Consider the following 18,174-nt stretch of genomic DNA (forward strand, 5'->3'; position numbering starts at 1 on the left):
TAGGCTATGAAAAAGCTGATTGTACTATTATTAACTGTTGTATTTTATTTGGGAGGATTAAAGCAGGGCAGGGCGCAGGTTACAGCCGCGAGGCCGCGTATACTGGTAGTTATGGCGCATCCCGATGATGAGAGTACATTTTCGGTAACGCTATACAAAATTGCCAAAGAGCAGCATGGCATTGTCGACCTTTTTGTAATAACCAACGGTGAAGCCGGCTACAAATATGCCACCCTGGCCGAAACCTATTACGGCATTGAGCTAACCGATGAGAAAACCGGCCGCGCCAACCTGCCACGCATCCGCAAGCGCGAACTGGTAAACGCCGGCCACATTTTGGGCGTAAACGAATATTATTTCATCGATCAAAAAGATGCCCACTATACTTCAAACGAAAAGGAACCGCTGGATACCAGCTGGAATGTCAATACGGTAAATAACCGCCTGCGCCAGGTTTTAACCAGCAATCATTACGACTTTATATTTACCCTGTTGCCCGAAACAGGCACCCATGGCGCACATAAAGCCGCCGCGCTGATTGCCTTAAATGCCATAACCACATTGCCTGCCGATAACAGGCCGGTTATTTTAGGTGCGGCTACCTGCAACAAGGCCGATACCGTTACCCGGTTCAAGGGCGACAGCAGCTATGCGCAAACCATGCCGTTGACGGATACGGCAAATTTTAAGGTAGACCGCACCGCATCCTTCAGCTACAAAAACAGGGTAAACTACAAAGTAATAGCCAACTGGGAAATTGCCGAGCACAAATCACAGGGCGTTACCCAAATGACAATGAACGATGGCGATGTGGAACATTTCTGGTACTTTGCCGTGAATGGCAATGGAGGTTTACAAAAAACCAGGGCTTTGTTCCGGGCGCTGAGTTATACCCCTTACCTGCCCAAAAGCTACCAGGATGCAAAGCCATTGTTCTCCAAATCTAAATGAGGTATGGAAAAAAGCAGATTGTTACAATGGCAATTCAATTATAAATTGAGTCCCATTGCCTGGCTGGCTTTTTACATTTATTTGGCCGCCTAAGCTTTCAACCTGCTTTTTTACCATAAAAAGGCCCATTCCTTTACCCTCAACACTAAAGTCAAAACGCTTGTATAACCCGTATAACTGATCGCCGGATTTTGCCAGGTCAATACCTTTCCCATTATCTTCAAAATAAAGGATAACCTTATCGTTATCTAAAACAGATTTAATGTGAATTACAGGAGCGATACTAACACTTCTGTATTTAATACTATTGATGATAAGGTTCTGAAAAATGCTGTATAGGTAACTCTTAATGGTAAAAAGCTCATCAATGGTTGCAAAATCGCAGCTGATCATCACGCTGTTTTGTTGCATCATCAGCTGAATTTCCAGTTTGATGTCATCTACCAGTTGCGGCAAAATAACAAGTTCCTTTTTTTCATTTACCTGTTTACCAGCCTGTAATATCTGGTTAAGATCGAGTATGACCTGGTCCAGGTGGTTTATAGATGTTGCAAGCGCATCCAGCGGAAACCGGTATTCGGGATCTGGCATCTCAAAATCATAAAGCAATCCCGACAGTCCTTTTATATTGGCCACAGGTGCCCTTAAATTATGTGATATGATGTAAGTAAATTGCTCCAGGTCCTGGTTTCGTTTTATCATATCGGCAGTCATCCGTTCGCGTTCTAATTCAGCGTTTTTCCTTTCGGTGATATTTTTTAGCGTAAGGATGATGCCCACCATTTCTTTTTTATCTTTAAAAACACCTACCGATTTTACTTCAAACCACTGAGTAACGCCGTCATGTACATCATAAAAGGTTTCATAACTAACAGGCTGCTTTTTCTTCACCCGGTCAATAACGTTGTTAATAAATGATAACCTTTTCTGAATAAAATAGTCGTATCCCGACTTGCCAACCTTTAGTTTTTTACCAAAGAATTTTGCAGATTGTTTGGCAGCATTGGTATTAAATGAAACTATATTAAGCTCATTATCAAACATAATGATTGCAAGGTCGGTGTTTTCAAATACCGACCTAAGGTTGGCTTCCGATTTGATAATAGCAGCCTCATCCATTTTTTGCTTTGTGATATCGCGCGAAAAGCAGGATAACCCAATCACTTTACCCCTTTCCCGTATCGGGTTTATGGAATAGCTTAAATAAATTTTACCGTCGCCATAAGGGTATTCATTTACAAAGTGCTGTGTCTCGCCGGCCAATGCCTTTGCGTAATTCTCTTTCCATTTCCCGGCGGTTACAGGATCAAAACCAGCAAGCATATCAAGTACCGATGCCCCCTGAACTACGTCCAGCCCATACACGTGTTTAATGGCGTTTTTAAACTGGTTATTAAAGGTTATGAATTTTAAATCCTTATCCAGCGAATAAACCAAGTCGGTAGTGTTTTCGATAATGGCAGATAAATTGGCTTCTGATTTTCTTAGCGCTTCTTCTTGTACTTTTCTTCCGGTAATATCTGTGATCATGGCCAGGGTGCCTACATAGGTTCCACCCGGATCAAAAATACCATTGGTAGATACATTACATACTAACCGTTTGCCATTTTTGGTGATAAAAGTAGATTCGTGGGTTTCAACTACACCAAGTTCTTTTTGTGTAAGTCTTTCAAGGGTTTGTATTTTATTGCTATCGTGCTTAAAGTCGTAATTGTGCTTACCCATAATTTCATGAACTTCGTACTCCAGCATATCGCACATCTTTTTATTCACAAAAATTGTTTTCAATTCATTATCAATAACCCAGATACCCTCCTGTGCGGTCTCGGCTATCTGTCTGTACCTTTGCTCGCTAAGTACCAGGTTGTTTTCGATAATTTTGCGGTCAGATATATCAACATTTAATATTACAGCTCCTTTTTGCATCAGGCCAGCTAAGGGCGCTGCTACAAGCTGAAACCATTTCTTGCCCGATGAGGTATCTTTAAGATATTCTATCGAAAAATCAGTACGATCTCCGGACATTACATCTTTAATACCCCGGTATATCATTGATCCTTGCTCATTATCCAACCCGGTAGCGTTCCCGGCAACCTGCAGGTAATTAAAACCAGCACTGTAGCTGGCCTCGGGCAAATTATTCTGGCCGGCAAAATTCCTCCATGATTTGTTTACTGTAACAATACAACCATGTTCGTCAAGCAAGGCTACCTGTGGGGGTAAGGCATCCAAAATAGCCGCCTGGATAGCAAACATTTTGCGTAAATGAACACGGCTTCTTTCGGCTTGAGCTTCTGCATTTTTACGTTCGGTAACATCGCGGTAGTTAGCCAATATTCCATTTACCGCCGGCACGTGCAACAAGTTTACCACCGTACCCTCAACCCACATCCAGGAGCCGCTACTGTGTTTAAAGCGCAGACAAAAAGGAATTATTTTACCGGGTTTTTGGTGGCTCTCTGATGAAACCCTTCCACGAAGCGCCCTGTCATCTTCATGTACAAAGTCGGGCTTAAGCCTTATATTATTATACTCTTGTTTAGTATAACCCATTATTTTGCTAACATTCTCGCTGGAATAAATCAACTGATCGAACTCATTGGTCAATACAATAATATCGCTGCTGTTATCTATTAATTCCCTGAAGCGCTGCTCACTTTGCTGCAATTCAAGTTCAATCCTTTTGTTCTCAGTAATGTCGCGGGTAACACCGTCTATCCGTATGAGTGCGCCATCTTTGTCAATGGTTGGTATAACTTTGCTCTCTACCCATTTTATCTCTTTTATTTTATGAACTATTTTATATTGTTTAACAACTGTTTCTCCTCTGCAAAGCTGTTCAAACATTTCCAGAAAAACACTTTTGTAATCTTTATGTCGCGTTAAATTCCACAAATCAGGGTTATTCAGAAATTCTTCCGATTTATAGCCATATAATTTTTCGCAGGCGGGCGAAATCTGGATGAGCTTGTTGTTAATCATGTCCCTGGAAAACAGCACATCGTCGAGCGTGTTAAAAAGCCTGTTTAATTCCTGGCTTGCCTGGTTTAACTTTTGCCCGGCTACTTTTAGTTCGGTAATGTCCTGTATAGTGCCGTAAGCCCTAACCGCCTTACCAAGATCGTTCCGGATGATGGCTAATTTGGAGTGGATAAATTTTACTTGTTTCGATGGCGTAACTATCCTGTATTGTAAATCAAGAACATCTAAATTTGCCATGCCATATTCACCATCTGCAATAAACTGATCAACGTCATCCGGATGTACACATTTGGCAATAGACTGAAACGAAGACTCCAATTCTCCCGGGAGATAGCCCAAAATTTCAAACACCCCATCCGACCAATTACGCCCCTGCGTTACAAGGTCAACCTCAACAATACCGATGTGGGCAACATTTTCGACTTCTTTTATAAACGACCGCTTTTTTGCGACTCTGGTAACATACTGTTTGTTCTCCGCAATTAGCATAGCCTTTTCCATAGCATTAAAGATGGCGATGGATAAGCGCTGTAACCTGTCTTTCAATAAGTAGTCGGCAACGCCGTCCATCATGGCGTTTATTGCAACCTCCTCCGAAGTGCGATCGGTGACAAGTATTAACGGAACAAAGAGGGCTTGCTCTTTAAGTATATTTAAAGCCTGAAGGCAAGTAATGGTTGGTGTTTGCCAATTGGTAAGTATTACATCCGGGTTAAATTGTTTGAGTGCGGTAATGTAGTCCGCATGCTCGCTTATGTCCAGCTTCTCAAAAACCACGCCGGCTTCGTCAAGTGCCTGCCTAACCATGAGAGCATCTTCTTGTACGTTTTCGATGTGTAGTATCTTAATCTTGAAACTTAACATAGCTAACTAAATGGATAAAATTTAGGATGGTATTACCGTAATATTACAGAAAAATCTACTTCCTCCGAACATCACGCTCCTTTTGCGGTAATTGTACGAAATATTAAAAATAAAGATGTGTAAATACCTGTTAATAAATGTGATTTTATCACTTTTTACACCTGGCGGAATATCTATGACCTATTTAAGCTTAAACGATGACGCCCAGCCAGGGAATTTTGCTATAACAGAAATTGGTTGCGGTGCCCAATAAATAGATTTTATTATTTTACCGTATATGCAATTGCCTTGCTGTTACGCCCGCCGTTAAACGGATCGGTGAGTAACGAAAACACCAACTGGTACTTACCTGGTTTGGCCGGCGCTGTTACATTAAACTTAAAGTGGGCTGTTTCGCCCGGTTTCAGGCTGATGTTGTAAAAGTTGTCGTCGGCCCTTTGGCTACTAAACACGTCGGTATCAACAATAAAACTGGCTTCAAAAATAACCTGGTGAAGCTGGCCTTTGTTGCTAAAGCTAACAGGCACCCGGTAAGGGTTTTTAAATGTTAAATCAAAAACCTTTTGTTGGCCCGGTGCTACCACCTCTTCCTTTTCTGTTGCTTCAAATTCAATTTTCTGATAGGTGCGCACATCATCTACCCAGCCACCATACCAGGTGCCTGCGGGTGTATTGATGGTATCTGTACTGAAACCTGGCTGAGGATGTTCTAATACATAATAGGCCCGTTTGTGCTGCAGGCTGTCTTCTATCGGCCAAAACTCGTATTGTGTTCGGCGGTAATAGCGCGGGTCGTAATCAAAGCCTTTTAAAGTATTGTTGTAAAAATTATATTTTGACGGGTTTTGGAAGCCCTCGTTAAAAATTACGTAGTTATCGCCCGCCTTGTCATGTACCAGTTTTGCCCAATCTTCAAAATCGTAAAAAATCCGGAGGGCGTGCATTTGTTTTAGTATAGGCGGGCCGGCTATAATCAGTAGCCTTACAAAAACAATCAGCCCGATGTTAATTATCGCCAAACGGTTAAACCAGGCTGGTTTACTACCCGGCTGCGTAAAATGAATGAGCGCCAGCATGCACAACGGCACATAGGCAATAAGCGTCCAATGCAGCTGCACTTCGCCTTTAAACGATGTCAGGAAAAAAAACAGCAGAATGCCAATACTATTTACCAGCAGCACCCTGGTAAAAGCATCTTTCATACGCAGGGTGAAGCCCTTGTAAAACAGCAGCCATCCAATTAAAGGGCCGGCCATTAACAATTGTCCTAACGGATAATTATAGGAAAAAGACAGATCGTAGGGCTTATCCGAGCGCTCGGCCAGGTGGTAACTTATAGACGGGAATTCGTTATTAACCTGCCATAAAATATGGGGTATAAACAGTACCAGCGCCAATACCACTATGCCATAAAACGATGCCCGCTTAAACAATTTAGGACTTGATATCACCGTGCAGCCCAATAGTAATATGCCGTGGTATTTACTGTACAGCAAACACGCGGCTATTACACCCAATATCAGCGCCAGCTTCCAGCTATCCTGTTCAAGGTATTGCTGTAAAAAGAACAGGAACAGCACCGTAAAAATAAGCAGCGGCGCATCGGGCGTGGTAATAAAGCCATAAATATGAAACACAAAAATACCGGATACTACCAGGATAAACGTAAGCGCATCTACCCTATATTTTTTAAGTGTGAGCCAGATAAACCAAAGTGATAAACTGCTGCATATAACGGTAAGCAGCCTCAGGCCAAAACTGTTATGGATTAATCCGTAGCCCGCCCGGATAAATACAGCCACCATGGGCGGGTGGTCATAATAACCCCAATCCATAAAGCGCGAATAGAGCCAGTAGTAGGCCTCATCCGCATGTACCTCCAGGGTGGCGGCCTGCAGGATGTTTAGCGCCGTCCATAACAATAAAAAATAGATAATAAGCTTGTTTTGCTTAGCAACGGGCTGCACATTATTGATGGCGGTATCCTGCATTAATTTTGTTAGCTATTAATAACGTAAAGGTATAATAAAACCGCCAAGCCGAAAAGGCATGGTTTACGAGATATTTTTTGAATATTGCTTGCCAACATATAAACCTAACTCATTGATTAGCAGAAAAAAAGTAGTAACTTCTCCAATTAACCATTAATTGTTTTATAACTTTAATGTGTTATAAACATAAATTAAAAATCTAAAAACATTATGCCAAAGTATGTAATTGAAAGAGAAATACCCGGAGCGGGTAATCTTTCGGCCGAACAGTTGAAAGCCATTTCGCAAACATCATGCGGAGTATTGAGCAGTATGGGCCCTCAAATTCAGTGGGTGCAAAGCTATGTTACCGATAATAAAATATATTGCATTTATAACGCACCCAACGAGGATATGGTTAGAGAACATGCTGCACAGGGCGGATTCCCGGCAAACTCGGTAAGTAAAGTTTCAACTATCATCGACCCAACAACTGCCGAATAATTGATTTTGAAATAAAACAAGTAAGGAAATTAAAGCCAAATAAAATGCAGCTATTAACAAGAGCATTTTGCTTGGCCGAAATGAATTATATTGTTGATGGTTATTGATGATAAGGGTTCTATAAGTTAAGAAACGCCAAGCTATAGTGGCTAAATGTGGAAAATCTTCACAAATAAAAAAGGACTACCCAAACCGGGCAGCCCTTTTAATTAACTATAGAACAAGATTTTATTTATGGGCAATATCTTCCTGAACAACACAGTACGCGTTACCTGCAGGTTCGATATTTTTTATCATGTTATCTTATCAGTTTATTCCCTCGCACCTTTATAAGTCCAAACTTCGTCCCAGGTTGTTCTGACAAATGGCGGATCAGCTATTACCGATGGCTGGCACATATTATACTTAATTGTGACAGTTTTGGAACTTGGATCATAAACATTAGCACCACTTGGATCCAGTTGAGCATAACGGGTATTACCAGCAGGTTGTCCGTAATAATTGGTCACACTTACCACTTTATTGGTAGCAGGGTCAAAGGTTAAAATCAATCCGAAACTACCATAATAACTTATATTATCAGAAGCTGTACCGGTTGTTATTGGCGTAGCCACAGTACCAAAGATATAATTATCATACAGTACACACTGCGTGGCAGATATGGTCCTCAATTCGTATTCCATGGGGCCATTGGTCGGCGATCCGTTGTCTGAAATACCATAAACTGCTAACCAGTTATTGGGGTGAGTAAATGCAGCATTAGTCTTATCAACCATTGTTCCGCTGGTTACCTGGTAAACACCATCCCATTTATTTTTCACGCTGAAAAATGCGTACATGGTATCTTTACTTGCAGCATGAATAGCTAACCCATCAGTGCTGGTAATTTTATACGCCAACGCATATGTTTTAGATAGATCCAATTTGCTGCCATTAAGCTTTATAATGAAGTCCTTAGAAAAATCGCCTGAGGCGAATGCAAATGTAAGATTACCACTTGAAGCCTGTGTTATATCAGCTCCGGTACCCAGTGTATAAAATGATTGAGGCAATAATTCAACCGATTTGCCATTTTTCTCATTGTATTTAGTTATGGCATCAGGCAGGGCAGTTAACACAATTTTCTCGGGCTTTTTAAGGTCTGTATTATTTGCCGCATCTTTTTTAACGGTGAACACATTTACTGTTTTTATGTCAGTAAATGGGTCGAAAAAATTCGAATTTTCCATACCGGTAGGGATACCAATATAGCTGGTTCCTGCTGTTGGGTTCTCATTTGATAAGTCGCCAGCCGGCACCTTACGGCAGGCAGAAAACATTACCAAAACAGAGCAGGCAAGAAGAATATGATTTAAAAATTTATTCCTTTTCATGTCTTTTTTATTAATAGTTACAATTGATTAGTCTACATCCCACCATACGTGAGCGTCCTGGGTGTCACCACCTGTAAGCCTGGCAACCGCAGCTTTTACATTAATTTCATTAGAGCTATACTCATTTGTAGGATATACAAAGCGGCTTACAATCTTTTTAGAAGCATTAACAGCATCTGGTGCAGGATTAAGTGCAGGGTAACCTTTTGGATTAGCAGTAGTAGCCGACTTTCTCCAGATAGCCCATGCCTGGTGCCCATCAGGGTAACTTGCAATCCACCTTTGGATAGTGATGTTGGCAATGGTTGGAGGTGCAGCTGCAATATAAGCAGCGGTTGGTGCTGCTAAGCCCCACTGACCGTTTGAAGCTGTGATACCAGCCACGTAATCAGTTGCAACAAGTTCTGAGGTCCATCCTAATGACGCCGCCTCTGCCCTTGCAAGGTAAACCTCACCCGCAGTAACAATAGTTACCGAACCGGTAGTTGTACGGAAATCGCCACGCATTACACGCGCCCAGTTGGGGTTAGCTTCAATAAATGCCAGCACGTTGTTACGGGCCAAACCGTAGGTTACACCAATATCAGATGATTCTGTGTTGCCGATGGCCTCGCTTTTACCACCGTATACGCTAAGCCTGGTATCATTAAGGCCTTTAAGTATATCGGTCATGGTAGCCGATTCTGCAAAATCCTTACGGCCATCGTACAAGTTATACCAGGGGCTTTTGATACCGCCACCGGGGAAAGTTACTTTCATATTCTGGCTGTTTGATTCGATAACGCCGGCAGCAATAGCTTCTTTAACGGCTGTTGCAGCGTAACCGCTTGCAGCAGGCACAACCTTTGACAGTTGAACAGCAGCTAATAGTTTAATAGAGTTTGCAGCACGTTTCCATGAAGCAACATCACCACCGTAAATTACATCACCTGCTAATGACGAGCCATCAAGCTCGGCCTGGGCAGATGTTAAAGTGGCTATTATGCTCTTATAAATAGTCTCCTGCGTATCATATTTCGGCTGAATAGCAGTTAAGCCCTTTAAAGCATCGCTGTAAGGAACTTCGCCCCATGAATCTGTTACTACCCAAAATATATATTGTTGTAAAATTTTGGCTACTGCAGATGATGCCTTGCTTTGGTTAAGGTTAATGATATTCTGCAAATCATATAACGGGCCGGAGTAGTAAGGTGTAAAATCATTCTGAGGCAAAGTATATAACGATGTACCAGAATACTGGGTTTCAGTAAAAAATTGCGCGTACTGGCCTCCTGATATTGCAGGGGTACCTGTCGACGACAGGCCGGTAACACTTACCTGGGCATTGGTTAACAACCCAGCTATAATAGGCTGTGTTGTTGCGGTAGGGTTTTGGTTAACGCTACCAAAGTCTTTCAACTTGTTACAGCCCGTGCCTAACCAAACAAACGCGGCTGTTAGTGTATAAATATATCTCTTTTTCATTTTCGTTGAATCTAATTTGTGTTTGCTTAGAAGGTTACCTTAAGATTAAAACCTAAGCCCCTTGTGCCTGGTAACTGGCCGGTTTCACCTTGTTGTGAGCTAATTTCAGAAGGATCGTAATCTTTTGATTTGGCATAGATCAATAACAAGTTACGCCCCGTGATATCAAACCTTGCCGACTGGATAACTTTTCCTAAACCTAATTTAGCTACCGGTATTTTGTAACCGATGGAAACCTCACGAAGTTTAACAAATGTTAAATCATAGATATATGAATCGTAAGTTTTGTTGTTAGTTAAACCCTGGAAATAGGTTTTAGCATCAATGTAGTTAGAAACAGATTTACCATCCGCGTCAACACCGCTAACTTTAACACCACCACCGTCGGCTACAGGGTCACGAACCGGAACCCCTTTATCATTAAGCGCGGCAGTTGCAGCAGTTAACCCGCTAAACTGTCCCCACCTGTTTGATAATGAAACAAATTTACCGCCAACCTGGTAATCGATATTGGCATTAAGCACAAAGCTCTTAAAAATGGTGAATGAGTTTTGGATACCACCGGTCCATTTTGGAAGCACGCTGCCAAAATACACGTTCGGATCATTAGCATACATACCGTTAGCGGCAATAATTGGAACGCCGGCGGCATTACGTTTTATGCCGTTACCATATATCTGGCCCCACTCTTTACCTTCCTGGAACACCATGTAAGGCATATCTGTTCCCCAAACCTGATCATTCGGATTAGTGTAACGGGTTACACCATATTTTTTGCTAACCTCCACAACTTTATTTTGTAGCTGGCGTGCGCCATTGATGGTTACATCCCAGTTAAAGTTGTTGATGCGTACCGGTGTGCCACTTAAGGTAAGCTCAATACCTTTTCTTTGAATTTTACCAAAGTTGGTTAATATGCTTGAAAAACCGCTGGCAGGGTTAACGGTAACTGATGCTGGGAAATCAACATCTGTACCTGCATAATAAGTAGCAGATAAACCTAACCTATCGTTAAGGAACCTTAAATCCAAACCTACCTCTGTTTGTTTGAATACGGCACCGTGTAAGGCCGGGTCAACACTTTGGTCGGGAGTATTCATTAATATATTTGTACCAAATTTGTATTGGTTAACACCGTAAACAGTGTTATTCCTGTATCCGCCGTAGTTATCGGTAGCAGTTGCAAGCGCTTGTGGGGTTTCACCATAAGATAGCCTTACCTTACCAAAACTTAACCAGTTATTAAACTGTGGCAATAGCTCGCTGAATACGAATGAACCACCAAATGACTTAGCTAATACGCTGTTATCCTGAGGGAATAATGAGGAAAACCAATCGTTACGTACAGTTCCATCTATAAATAAAAAGTTTTTGTAGCCTAATGTAGCCTTTGCAAATAATGCCCTGTATTGCTCGTTTGTACGGGTGTTAAAAACTGATGGCGCGCTAACCGAGTTAGTTATATTATAAAGATCGGGAATGCTTAAACCATCAACAGTGTTACCACCATTATCCTTGTAGCTCCTGTTATAAATATCGCTACCTGCATTTACATCAATTTTAAAATCAGCAATCTGTTTGTTGTAGTTTGCCAGCAACTCGTAGTTTTCACGGTTCTCATAAACATTGTAAGTACGGTAATAATTCTTTACACCTGTTTGTGATCCGCTTTTTTGAAGGATAGCAGGAATGAATTCTTCCTGCCATTCGCTTCTTGAATTTTTACGATAAGTTGCCTTAATATTAAAATCCTTGTTAAGCTTATATTGTAAATATACGTTACCATAAAAACGGTCGCGCTGATTATCTTTGGTATTCAGCTCGGCTATTTTATACATGTTGTACCAGTAGTTACCGGCATAAAAATAACCAGGATCGTCGGCAGTGTATGATGTTGGGTTCTGGTGGTTCCAGCTTACCAATGTACCATCAGGGCTTGTCAGGTCTTTTAACTCCTTCATGATCCCCATATCAAGGTCGCGGTGCATCCACTGGTTAAAGTTACCGGTAGAAGCATTGGCGTAACCATCGCTTATATTACCATGTACCTTCTGGCTAACAAAATTAACGTTGGCGCCAACAGTAAAGTGTTTACCTAAATCGTAATTAACGTTTAAATTAAACACGTTTTTCATCAGGGCGGTATACGGAACGATACCATTTACATGTTGATTGTTGTACGACATCCTGATGTTATAATCATCGGCCGATTTTGTGAAGGCAATTCCGTTGTTAAGGGTAGTACCTGTTTCGAAGTAATTGCGCGCGTTGTTTGGCTGGGCAACAAGGCTGGCCGTTTTAAACGAATATTTGGTTCCCGGAGCCCATGCATACCATGGAATATACTCCTGGCCTACCATTTTAGGACCCCAGCTGCTATCGTCTGTATAATCCGGGTAGAATTTACCATCCAAAGCTTTCCATCCTTCAGGATCGCCCGCTTTGTAATGGTATTGCATTAAATCTGCAGCGGCACCGCCGGCATAAGTGTTTTGGTAGTTAGGCAATATGTAAACCTTATCAAAGTTTACACCGGCATTTAACTCGATGCCAACACCTTTAACTTTGCCACCTCTTTTAGTAGTAATAACGATAGCACCATTTGCCCCCGCAGAACCAAACTGCGCTGAGGCAGCAGGACCTTGCAATACAGTGATATTTTCAACATCATCGGGGTTAAGATCATCGGAGTTTGGCAGAATAGTACCATCCACAACATACAGTGCACCTGAGCTGTTACCGAAACCGGTAGCACCACGAAGCCTTACCTGAGTGTTACGGCCCAAAGCACCTACCGACTGGCTACGAATCTGAAGGCCTGCAACCTTACCTGCCAAAGCATTGTTAACGTTTGGCTGGCGAATAGTGTTTAAGGCATCGGACTTTACAACCTGTGCTGCATAAGAAATGGAGCGTGAAGTTTGCTTGGTGTTAAACGCACCCGTTACCACAACCTCGCCCAACTGGTTACTTACCGATGTAAGCACTACAGTAATAGGATCTACGGCAGGCATTTCGACTGTTTTGTAACCAATAAACTTAAAAGTAAGGGTAGCGTTTGCCGGAACGCTTAATGAAAATTTACCGGCGGCATTGGTTTGGGTACCCAAGGTAGTACCTTTTACAATTACTGTTACCCCCGGGATGGGTAGGCCATCGTCTTTGGCTGTAACCGTACCAGTAACGGTACGGTTTTGTGCGTGCACCTGCGTTAAGCATAACAACAGAAAACACAAACTCGTGAATAGAAGTTTTTTCATTGTATAAAAAATCAGTTAAGTTAATTTTCTAAATTATGATTTTCGCACCAACGCGCCAACAATAAAATAAAATTTTTAACAGTACCGACTTTTTATTAAAAATAAAGAAAAATCTGCATCTTTTTACACCAAAAAATGTAATTTTTTTTAAAATATCAAAAATTCATAAAAAATTCATCTTAATTGACGATTAAACACAGAGCAAAGTATCTTTTTAGCGCAAATATGAGCCTTTTTATCTTAAAAAGCCTTAAAAACGCGAATTTCAGGTCAAAAATTGAATAAAAAGGCAATTAAATAGTTAACTATACCCGAACTTCTACCAGTAATTTAAGCCTTAGTTAAGTAAAACAAGATTTGTAAGGGTTATGGCTATCGCCATTTTCTGCCAAAATTCTTCGCATAAATCGTTTTACCTATATCTTTTTTATATTTTAATCCTCATTTCGGCGCAATTCTGTGGGATTATATTTCCGTATTTAATTTCGTATCAGTACAACTACCATTGTCTTATAAATTAAGTACGATCGCATATCTATCAATCAAGAATCTGCCTATAAAACACAAAAAAGCCCCCTTTTACAAGGGGGCCATATAAAATAAGTTTATAAAGGGCTTGTTTATCCGGCCAGTGCTGCGGCGCCGCTTACAATTTCGGTAAGCTCGGTAGTAATAGCCGCCTGGCGGGCCTGGTTATATGAAAGTTTTAAAGCTTTCAGCAATTCGCCGGCGTTTTCGGTTGCTTTGTCCATAGCTGTCATACGGGCGCCATGTTCAGATGCATTTGAATCTAATACCGCACGGTATAACTGGATTTTGATGTTTTTAGGAATCAGCTGCTCTACAATTTCCCGTTGACTTGGCTCCAGGATGTAATCAACATTGGCGGCTTTTATAGCCTCTTTTTTCTCAGGTTTTGGAACCGGTAATAACTGCTCTGCAATTAAAAACTGTACAGCAGCATTACGGAAATGGTTATATACCAACTCCACCCTATCATATTTGCCATTCACAAAACCTTCCATAATGCTTTCAGTAATTTTTGAAGCATTCTCGAAGTTAAGGTCAAGGTACAAATCGTTATTATTGCCAATTACATTGTATTTGCGCCTTTCGTAAAACTCCTGGCTTTTTTTACCAATCGCTACTATCGAAACGTTGCCGGCTGCCAGTTGCTTGCTGTATTTTTCGGCAATAAGGTTGTTGGCCGTTTTAATAACGTTGGCATTAAAAGCACCTGCCAAACCGCGATTTGATGATACCACAACCACCAATACACGTACCGGCTCACGCTCCTGTAGGTATGGTGATGCGCCATCCTCCAAACTTTCCGATAAGTTTGCCAAAAGGTCTTTCAGCTTATTGGCGTATGGGCGCAATTGAACAATAGCGTTTGTAGCACGTTTCAGCTTAGCTGCCGAAACCATTTTCATGGCCTTGGTGATCTGCTGGGTCGACGTTACAGACTTTATCCTGTTTCTTACTTCTTTTAAATTAGCCATTCTTTAAGATGTGCAAATTTCAGATGTGCAGATGTGCAAATTGCTACACCACACTGGTTATTATTTATGTTTAGATTCCGGATGCGCAAATCATCTGCACATCTGGAATCTGCACATTTGCATATTTAGTACTTTCCTGCCAGTTCTTTAGCTACTGTTTCCAGTACCCCTGTTATCTGATCGTCGAATTTACCTGCTTTAAGGGCAGCTAATACTTCCGGATGACGCTCTTCTAACTGACTGGTGAACTCTAATTCGAATTTCCTGATATCTTTTACAGGTACATTACGCATCAGGTTTTTGGTACCTAAGTAAATGATAGCTACTTGTTTTTCAACTGTTACCGGCGAAAATTGTCCTTGCTTCAATACTTCTACGTTACGAACACCTTTATCCAACACCGATTTTGTTGAAGCATCAAGGTCTGATCCGAATTTAGAGAAGGCCTCTAATTCGCGGAACTGAGCCTGGTCAAGTTTTAAAGTACCAGCCACTTTCTTCATCGATTTGATCTGCGCGTTACCACCTACACGTGACACCGAGATACCCACGTTGATGGCCGGACGGATACCAGCGTTGAATAAGTTAGACTCAAGGAAAATCTGACCATCGGTAATAGAAATTACGTTGGTTGGGATGTATGCAGATACGTCACCGGCCTGTGTTTCGATAATAGGCAAAGCAGTTAACGAACCACCACCTTTTACGATTCCTCGGATAGACTCCGGAAGATCGTTCATTTGCTGTGCGATAGAATCATTGGAGTTGATTTTAGCGGCCCGCTCCAATAAACGGCTGTGCAGGTAAAACACGTCACCCGGATAAGCCTCACGACCCGGTGGACGACGTAATAACAACGACACCTCACGGTAAGCTACTGCCTGTTTTGATAAATCATCATAGATGATCAATGCAGGGCGACCAGTATCACGGAAGTACTCGCCAATAGCAGCACCCGCGAATGGGGCAAAGAACTGCATGGTAGCAGAGTCGGAAGCATTTGCAGCAACTACGATAGAGAATGGCATAGCACCATTTTCTTCCAGCGTGCGAACAATGTTTGCTACTGTTGATGCTTTTTGACCACAGGCAACATATATACAGATAACCGGTTTGCCGGCATCATAAAATTCTTTTTGGTTGATGATGGTATCGATACAAACCGCAGTTTTACCGGTCTGGCGGTCACCAATAACCAACTCACGCTGGCCACGGCCGATAGGGATCATCGCATCGATAGCTTTAATACCAGTTTGTAAAGGCTCGGTAACCGGCTGACGGTAGATAACGCCTGGCGCTTTACGCTCCAAAGGCATTTCGTAAGTTTGGCCAACAATCGGTCCTTTACCATCAATTGGGTTACCTAAAGTATCAACAACACGGCCAAGCATGCCTTCGCCTACGTTTATTGATGCAATACGGTTGGTACGTTTAACGGTATCACCTTCTTTAATATCGTCAGATTTACCCAACAATACCACACCCACGTTATCTTCTTCAAGGTTAAGTACAATACCTTGTAAACCTGTTCCAAATTCAACAAGCTCACCTGATTGTACTTTTGTTAATCCATAAACGCGTGCAATACCGTCACCTACCTGGAGTACGGTACCCACTTCTTCTAATTCAGATTCTGACTTGAAGCCTGCCAATTGCTGACGCAAAATTGCCGATACTTCGTCTGGTCTTACCTCTACCATTGTTTAAATTTATTTAGAGTTTTGTTTTTACTATTATTGAATCACCTTCAGGGCAAATTCCTTTTTCAATTTTTTCAAGCTTGCTGCAATGCTGGTATCAACCTGCCTGTCGCCAACGGTTAATACAAAACCACCAATCAGCGAGGGATCAACATGTGCATCCAGTATTACGGTACCACCAACAGCTTTTTGCACTTCGGCAGTAAGCACGGCTTTATTAGCAGCCGACAATTCGGTAGCCGATGTAACCTTAGCTTTAGTGATGTGCTTCTTGATGTTAAATTGGTTTATATACTCATGTGCAGTTGTATATAAAACCTCGCCACGGCCTTTATCAACCATCAGCTTAAAAAACGCGATGGTAACCTTATTCACTTTACCCAAAAATACGGCATCAAGTATCTTGGTTTTTTTGCTGTGGGCGATGATCGGGTTGCTCAAAACCGCTTTAAGCTCCGGGCTTGCCTTTAAGGTATGGATAAAAAGATCCATATCAGCCTTAATCACATCAACACTGTTTTGTTCCTGTGCAAGATCAATAAGGGATTTAGCGTACCTGGTTCCTACCGTTAATTCTGACATTTCTTTTAGTTGTGAGTTGTGAGTTGGCAGCTGTGAGTTTCAAAACTCAATACCTTACTCAATACCTTTTTAAACTATTATTTTTTAAGCTGCGAATGCGATTCATAAGCAGCGAGCAAAAAAACTCACCACTCACTACTCACCACTCACTACTATAATTTCACTTCTTTTAATAACTGGCTTACAAGCTCGTCTTGTTTTTGCTGATCTTCAAATTGCTTGCGCAACACTTTCTCGGCAATTTGTAGCGACAGGGTGGCTACCTGGTTTTTAACATCGGCCATGGCTATGGCTTTCTGATTGTTAATTTCAACACGGGCAAGCTCAATCATGCGCGTACCTTCTTTGTGTGCCAGTTCTTTAGCATCAACAATCATCTGGTCTTTAACCTTGCGGGCATCAGAAAGGATCTGATCGCGCTCGGCACGGGCTTGTTTTAGTAACGATTCATTCTCGTTAGTTAAACGAGACATTTCTTCTTTGGCAGCTTCGGCTTTCTGAAGCGAATCTTCAATAAAACGTTCACGATCGCTTAACGCGCCCAAGATTGGTTTCCAGGCAAATTTTCCTAATATAAACAACAGTATCCCAAATGATATCGTTGTCCAGAAAACTAAGCCTAATGCGGGAGTAACTAAATCCATAATTCTGTATAGCTATTACTTGTATATTATTCTTTTAACGGGGATTAAAACAAGCCCGGAGCCAATCGCCCCGGGTTGTTCTTTTCTTTTTTGCCTAAAACTAATTAGAGCAAAGCTACTACCACGGCAAACAAAGCAACACCTTCAACAAGGGCTGCAGCGATGATCATGTTAGTTTGAATTTTTGAGGCAGCTTCTGGCTGACGGGCGATACCTTCAACGGCTTTACCACCGATTTGTCCGATACCGATACCTGCGCCAATTACAGCTAAACCTGCGCCAATTGCACCAAGTTTTTGAAGGCTAACAACACCTGTTGCAGCAGCTTGAGCAATTGTTCCAATCATTCCACTCATTGTTTGATAATTTAAAACGTGT

At 41.7% G+C, this 18,174-nt stretch carries 12 protein-coding genes; 2 read left to right on the forward strand and 10 right to left on the reverse strand.

Annotated features, from left to right (window positions below):
- Positions 1-6: 6 nt before the first annotated feature.
- Positions 7-951 (forward strand): PIG-L family deacetylase, encoded by a 945-nt coding sequence (locus tag ACFGVS_RS15400; RefSeq protein ID WP_439694631.1) that lies wholly within the window; start codon positions 7-9, stop codon positions 949-951.
- A gap of 21 nt (positions 952-972) precedes the next feature.
- Here ACFGVS_RS15400 and ACFGVS_RS15405 read toward each other — a convergent pair whose 3' ends face one another.
- Positions 973-4,797, reverse strand: coding sequence for a PAS domain S-box protein (locus tag ACFGVS_RS15405; protein ID WP_439694632.1), 3,825 nt, complete (start codon positions 4,795-4,797; stop codon positions 973-975).
- Positions 4,798-5,060: 263 nt separating this feature from the next.
- Positions 5,061-6,788, reverse strand: coding sequence for a glycosyltransferase family 39 protein (locus tag ACFGVS_RS15410; RefSeq protein WP_439694633.1), 1,728 nt, complete (start codon positions 6,786-6,788; stop codon positions 5,061-5,063).
- Between the two features lie 210 nt (positions 6,789-6,998).
- Between ACFGVS_RS15410 and ACFGVS_RS15415 the strand changes: the two genes are divergently transcribed.
- Entirely contained in the window at positions 6,999-7,271 is a 273-nt protein-coding gene (locus tag ACFGVS_RS15415) for a DUF4242 domain-containing protein (protein ID WP_439694634.1), read from the forward strand.
- A gap of 311 nt (positions 7,272-7,582) precedes the next feature.
- Here the strand turns inward: ACFGVS_RS15415 and ACFGVS_RS15420 are convergent, their stop codons facing one another.
- The 8 genes from ACFGVS_RS15420 to atpE all read right to left on the reverse strand — a co-directional run bounded on the left by ACFGVS_RS15420 (position 7,583) and on the right by atpE (position 18,143).
- The gene (locus ACFGVS_RS15420) at positions 7,583-8,644 is read right to left on the reverse strand and encodes a DUF1735 domain-containing protein (protein ID WP_090642536.1); all 1,062 of its coding nucleotides are present in this window, start codon (positions 8,642-8,644) and stop codon (positions 7,583-7,585) included.
- Between the two features lie 27 nt (positions 8,645-8,671).
- On the reverse strand, positions 8,672-10,108 hold the full coding sequence (locus tag ACFGVS_RS15425; RefSeq protein ID WP_439694635.1) for a SusD/RagB family nutrient-binding outer membrane lipoprotein: 1,437 nt from the start codon (positions 10,106-10,108) through the stop codon (positions 8,672-8,674).
- A gap of 26 nt (positions 10,109-10,134) precedes the next feature.
- A complete protein-coding gene (locus ACFGVS_RS15430) occupies positions 10,135-13,368 on the reverse strand; it encodes a SusC/RagA family TonB-linked outer membrane protein (protein WP_439694636.1) in 3,234 nt (1,077 codons plus the stop codon).
- A gap of 620 nt (positions 13,369-13,988) precedes the next feature.
- Positions 13,989-14,870 (reverse strand): ATP synthase F1 subunit gamma, encoded by an 882-nt coding sequence (atpG, locus tag ACFGVS_RS15435; RefSeq protein WP_090642527.1) that lies wholly within the window; start codon positions 14,868-14,870, stop codon positions 13,989-13,991.
- 125 nt (positions 14,871-14,995) lie between these two features.
- Positions 14,996-16,570, reverse strand: coding sequence for a F0F1 ATP synthase subunit alpha (gene atpA / locus ACFGVS_RS15440; RefSeq protein ID WP_090642524.1), 1,575 nt, complete (start codon positions 16,568-16,570; stop codon positions 14,996-14,998).
- Positions 16,571-16,603: 33 nt separating this feature from the next.
- On the reverse strand, positions 16,604-17,152 hold the full coding sequence (gene atpH / locus ACFGVS_RS15445; RefSeq protein WP_090642521.1) for an ATP synthase F1 subunit delta: 549 nt from the start codon (positions 17,150-17,152) through the stop codon (positions 16,604-16,606).
- Positions 17,153-17,304: 152 nt separating this feature from the next.
- Positions 17,305-17,796 (reverse strand): F0F1 ATP synthase subunit B, encoded by a 492-nt coding sequence (atpF, locus tag ACFGVS_RS15450; protein ID WP_274211595.1) that lies wholly within the window; start codon positions 17,794-17,796, stop codon positions 17,305-17,307.
- Between the two features lie 104 nt (positions 17,797-17,900).
- Positions 17,901-18,143, reverse strand: a complete 243-nt coding sequence (gene atpE / locus ACFGVS_RS15455; protein WP_274213861.1) for an ATP synthase F0 subunit C — start codon at positions 18,141-18,143, stop codon at positions 17,901-17,903.
- Between the last annotated feature and the right edge of the window lie 31 nt (positions 18,144-18,174).

Source organism: Mucilaginibacter sediminis (genome assembly GCF_051903035.1).
GTDB lineage: Bacteria > Bacteroidota > Bacteroidia > Sphingobacteriales > Sphingobacteriaceae > Mucilaginibacter.

What these genes read in the sequence shown, in the direction of transcription:
- ACFGVS_RS15400 (WP_439694631.1), top strand. Translation starts at nt 7, where the DNA reads ATGAAAAAGCTGATTGTACTATTATTAACTGTTGTATTTTATTTGGGA.
- ACFGVS_RS15405 (WP_439694632.1), bottom strand. Translation starts at nt 4,797, where the DNA reads ATGTTAAGTTTCAAGATTAAGATACTACACATCGAAAACGTACAAGAA.
- ACFGVS_RS15410 (WP_439694633.1), bottom strand. Translation starts at nt 6,788, where the DNA reads ATGCAGGATACCGCCATCAATAATGTGCAGCCCGTTGCTAAGCAAAAC.
- ACFGVS_RS15415 (WP_439694634.1), top strand. Translation starts at nt 6,999, where the DNA reads ATGCCAAAGTATGTAATTGAAAGAGAAATACCCGGAGCGGGTAATCTT.
- ACFGVS_RS15420 (WP_090642536.1), bottom strand. Translation starts at nt 8,644, where the DNA reads ATGAAAAGGAATAAATTTTTAAATCATATTCTTCTTGCCTGCTCTGTT.
- ACFGVS_RS15425 (WP_439694635.1), bottom strand. Translation starts at nt 10,108, where the DNA reads ATGAAAAAGAGATATATTTATACACTAACAGCCGCGTTTGTTTGGTTA.
- ACFGVS_RS15430 (WP_439694636.1), bottom strand. Translation starts at nt 13,368, where the DNA reads ATGAAAAAACTTCTATTCACGAGTTTGTGTTTTCTGTTGTTATGCTTA.
- atpG (WP_090642527.1), bottom strand. Translation starts at nt 14,870, where the DNA reads ATGGCTAATTTAAAAGAAGTAAGAAACAGGATAAAGTCTGTAACGTCG.
- atpA (WP_090642524.1), bottom strand. Translation starts at nt 16,570, where the DNA reads ATGGTAGAGGTAAGACCAGACGAAGTATCGGCAATTTTGCGTCAGCAA.
- atpH (WP_090642521.1), bottom strand. Translation starts at nt 17,152, where the DNA reads ATGTCAGAATTAACGGTAGGAACCAGGTACGCTAAATCCCTTATTGAT.
- atpF (WP_274211595.1), bottom strand. Translation starts at nt 17,796, where the DNA reads ATGGATTTAGTTACTCCCGCATTAGGCTTAGTTTTCTGGACAACGATA.
- atpE (WP_274213861.1), bottom strand. Translation starts at nt 18,143, where the DNA reads ATGATTGGAACAATTGCTCAAGCTGCTGCAACAGGTGTTGTTAGCCTT.